This is a genomic window from Gilliamella sp. Fer4-1, from assembly GCF_001690515.1.
GTDB classification, from domain to species: Bacteria; Pseudomonadota; Gammaproteobacteria; order Enterobacterales; family Orbaceae; genus Gilliamella; species Gilliamella apicola_C.
This window is the reverse complement of sequence record NZ_LZGZ01000267.1, coordinates 1-3,636: the sequence shown is the minus strand read 5'-3', so window position 1 is coordinate 3,636 and position 3,636 is coordinate 1. Positions and strand designations below refer to the sequence as shown.

Sequence of the window (3,636 nt, the reverse complement as noted above, 5' to 3'; positions counted from 1 at the left end):
ATTTAAATAAATGATAAAAAAAGAAAGTATCGAAAAGAAAAATAAAACGAAAAATACTTATAATTATAGCTTACCGCCACCGCTGGTAAGAAGAGTGTTCAATATTCTATGTCATTTCGGTAAGCTAGGTATAAAAAAGGAAATGACACCAGTCCCAAGATTTAGCCAATGATATAACCTTTAATCGACGCAAGGTAAAAGTTCAAAGACAATATATTACAAAACCTTTATGAGTGATTTGAAACCTGTCTACAAGGCGGTGTCTCGTGATGTGGCAATTGATGCGTTAGATGAACTTGAGCGAATATGGAGCGATAAATATCCATAGTTATTCAGTCGTGGCGCCGTAAGCGGGATAATTTATCGGCTTATTTCCGCTATTCTGAGCCAATTCGTAAGGTGATTTATACCACGAATGCTATTGAGTCTATTCATCGACAATTTCGCAAATTAACAAAAACGTTTTTCCTAATGAAAATAGCTTGCTCAAGCTGTTATATTTGGGGGGCATTGAAAAATGCGGAGAAAAAATGGACAATGCCTATCCAAAATTGGAATTTAGCATTGTCACAGATGATATTTTCTTTTAATCGTCTTGATAAGGTGATCTCTTTGTGAATTAACCTGACACAGAATTATGATCACTCTCCAAAAATTTACTCACAAGTCACTTTGTTACTCGCTCAACAAACATCATCACAACAAAAGCAATAACCGTTAAATAGATGATAAAGATCCCATAGGTTGAAAGCATATCAATAAACGAGCGCCCACGCATAGCGCAGTCACGGAAAAATCGGAATAACCAAACTAATGGAAAGGCATGGCTGGCATAATAGGCCCAAATTGGCATAATTCCGACCGCCATGGTTGAGCCGCCCATGATGAATCCCGGTGGCACTAAAAATATCATCCGGCTTGCCCCTTCGCCAGGATGGTTAGTGTTCCAAGAAAGTAAAAATCCTAGCCAACCAAATGCGAGTCCTGTCATAAATACGCTAGGTACGAATGCAAAATAGTTACCATCAAAACGCAGTTGTCCAAAAATGACCAATATTGCGGTAATTAACGTTAACGCGGTGGTGTAAAATAGGGCATAAGGCACGGTTCGCGCCAATAGTGGCAAAAATCCACGCTCGATAACGGTATTCCACATTCCTGTGCTTTTTAAGCGGCCGATAATCATTAACGATGTTAGTCCATAAGTCAGCGACGAGAAGAAGTAGACAAAATAGATAATCGTCGATATTGTTGATGAGCTCGCCGGGTTAAACATGTAGCGTGTTTTTAATTGCATTGGTGATAAAGTCGCTTCGGTTGCTTCTCTTCCTTGCCCTAATGCAGCAACTTTACCAACGCTTAATTCTACCCCTAGCTCAGGAATGATTTCGTTAAGACTTTGCATGACTTTAGCGTTTTGTGCATCATTCGTATCATCAACAAAGTAACCTAATTTAACTGTTTTATCGCCTTTCTTTAATGACTTTTCCAGCCCTTTGGGGATATATAGCACCCCTAAATTACTATCGTGTGAAACTAAGGTAATTGGGTTTATTGGTGAGTGAATGACCTCAGATATTTCAATAAAAGGCGAGGTATTCACTTTGCTGATTAGTTCAGTGGAATAATTCGAACTATCTAAATCAATAACCGCAATTTTTCCTTCAAAAACAGAGCCATGGCTCAATACCATTGAAAAGATAAGCGACACGATAGCGGCTAAGCCCAAACACACTTTATAATAAGGGATGAAGTGGCCTGATAGCATCGCATCAAGCTCTTCAAGCATAGATTTAATGATGTTTTGCATCATTGATTAACCTCAAGTGTCATTCCAGTTAATAATTTAGGAATGGATTCTATATAAATTCTGACTTGGTAAGATGTTAAATCGGCTTGGCCGCGTTCGCGAGTCATGCGTAAATCAGCAAACGAAGGCGCCGCGGTTGCAAAACGTACGGTGCCTTTTACTGTTTTGTCGAGTGCAATAACATTCGCTTTTACCTGAGTACCTGGCTGATAATCATTAACCATTTTTTCGTTAACATAAATATCAACATATTTGCGATCAGTTTCTAACAATACCGCAGGCGCACCAGCCGGCACCATTTCACCATCTTCAAACATCAGCTTTAGTACTTTGCCATCCTCTGGTGCAACCAATGTAAGGCGGTTGTAATTGACTTTGAGCTGTTTTAAATCGGTTTCAGCTTGTGCTAATTGAGCTCGGATCTGAGCAAGTTGATTTTGACGATTTTGCAATTTTTGTTTAGCAATTGTGATTGATTGCAATGTCATACCGATCGCATTTCGGGTTTGTTCAAATTGCGTCATTTGTTCAGGGGTTGCGCCAATCATTAATGTTGACAATTGACTTTCAATCTGGACAACTTGCATTTTTGTGTTGATGTAGGCATTGCGTGCTGCGTCGAGTTGCGATTGTGAAGATCCACCGGCTTTTCTTAATTGAGTATGGCGTTGAAATTCAGTATTAGCCAAATCTCGAGCTGATTTTGCTGCCTCTAAGCCTGCTTTGACTTCTTCTATTTTGCGCCATGTTGATAGTTCATTAAGATTGATTTCGTTTTCAGTGATTTCGATTGCTGCTTGTTCTTGATTGACCGCAGCGGTTTGGCTGTCGACCAATGCTTGTAAGCGATCAATAGATAGTTGGGTATCAATATCTTCAAGTTGCATTAAAGGATCGCCTTTTTTTACGAATTGTGATTCTTGAACAAATCGTTTTATGACCTTTCCACCAACATTTTGGAATGCAATATTGATTTCATCAGCAGTTAATACCCCTGATTTGATACTTTTTGCCACAGTGACAGCATCGTTTCTGGAACCAAGACAAATTAGTATTGAGCCAAAAAGAAGTAGCAATAAAAAGATAACAGGGATTTTAATGTTTTTAGGTAAATTATTGAAGTTTAATTTATTTTTCATTTATTTAGTCAGCTAAGTATATGGTTAAAATATTACGATTATTAATAAATACTAGCAATTATTTCCGCAATAATTTGCGCAACATTGCAATTAAAGATTCTTGCTCTTGTGGATTTAAGACTTGAGCAAAAGCGCGAATCGATTTTAAGTGATCAGGTAATGCTTTTTGAATAAGATTCACTCCCGTCGTGGTGAGCGTGATGAGTCGGGAGCGGCCATCTTGTCCACTTTTCGTCATTGATATTAAAGGATCTTGGGTAGCTAACATTCGTTTTACCATTACCGAAACGGTTGCCGGTGTAACGCCGACTCTTAATGCGAGCTCGCTAGCACAAGTTTCTCCTTCACTATACAAGGACATTAACAACGCAAATTTTCCTTCAGATACATCATAATCTTTTGCCAGTTTCGCATAAATATTTGAGCGAATTAAATCGGCGGTAGTGATTAAACTAAGGACAAGATCGACACCGGAAACCTCAATGGTTTCATCAGTAAATCTTTGCGCTTTTGCTAAAGTTTCGCGTGAAGGAAGTTTTCTTGAATTGTAATTCAATTATCATTACTCAATTTATTTAGTCGGCTAATTATATAAAGTTAATTATAATTGGCAACTTTTTTAACTATTTTTTATGGGTTGGTTATGGGAGTGGAGTCGATATTGTTTTATAACTAATTTTCATTGTT

The 3,636-nt window shown here is 38.0% G+C and carries 3 protein-coding genes and 1 pseudogene; 1 reads left to right on the top strand and 3 read right to left on the bottom strand.

Going from position 1 to position 3,636, the window contains the following annotated elements; genetic code table 11:
- Positions 1 to 220: 220 nt before the first annotated feature.
- Positions 221 to 618, top strand: a pseudogene (locus A9G30_RS12465) (transposase); the annotation flags it as partial.
- Between the two features lie 49 nt (positions 619 to 667).
- Here A9G30_RS12465 and A9G30_RS09435 read toward each other — a convergent pair.
- The 3 genes from A9G30_RS09435 to A9G30_RS09425 are packed head-to-tail and all read right to left on the bottom strand — an operon-like array spanning position 668 to position 3,505.
- Positions 668 to 1,813, bottom strand: a complete 1,146-nt coding sequence (locus A9G30_RS09435) for an ABC transporter permease (RefSeq protein ID WP_218057822.1) — start codon at positions 1,811 to 1,813, stop codon at positions 668 to 670.
- On the bottom strand, positions 1,810 to 2,949 hold the full coding sequence (locus tag A9G30_RS09430; protein ID WP_065588786.1) for an HlyD family secretion protein: 1,140 nt from the start codon (positions 2,947 to 2,949) through the stop codon (positions 1,810 to 1,812). The genes A9G30_RS09435 and A9G30_RS09430 overlap by 4 nt, the downstream gene beginning before the upstream one ends.
- A 58-nt stretch (positions 2,950 to 3,007) precedes the next feature.
- Complete coding sequence (locus A9G30_RS09425) at positions 3,008 to 3,505, bottom strand: MarR family winged helix-turn-helix transcriptional regulator (RefSeq protein ID WP_065588785.1); 498 nt, start codon at positions 3,503 to 3,505, stop codon at positions 3,008 to 3,010.
- Positions 3,506 to 3,636: the final 131 nt, after the last annotated feature.

Coding starts and splice junctions, on each gene's coding strand:
- A9G30_RS09435 (WP_218057822.1), bottom strand. CDS start 1,813: ATGATGCAAAACATCATTAAATCTATGCTTGAAGAGCTTGATGCGATG.
- A9G30_RS09430 (WP_065588786.1), bottom strand. CDS start 2,949: ATGAAAAATAAATTAAACTTCAATAATTTACCTAAAAACATTAAAATC.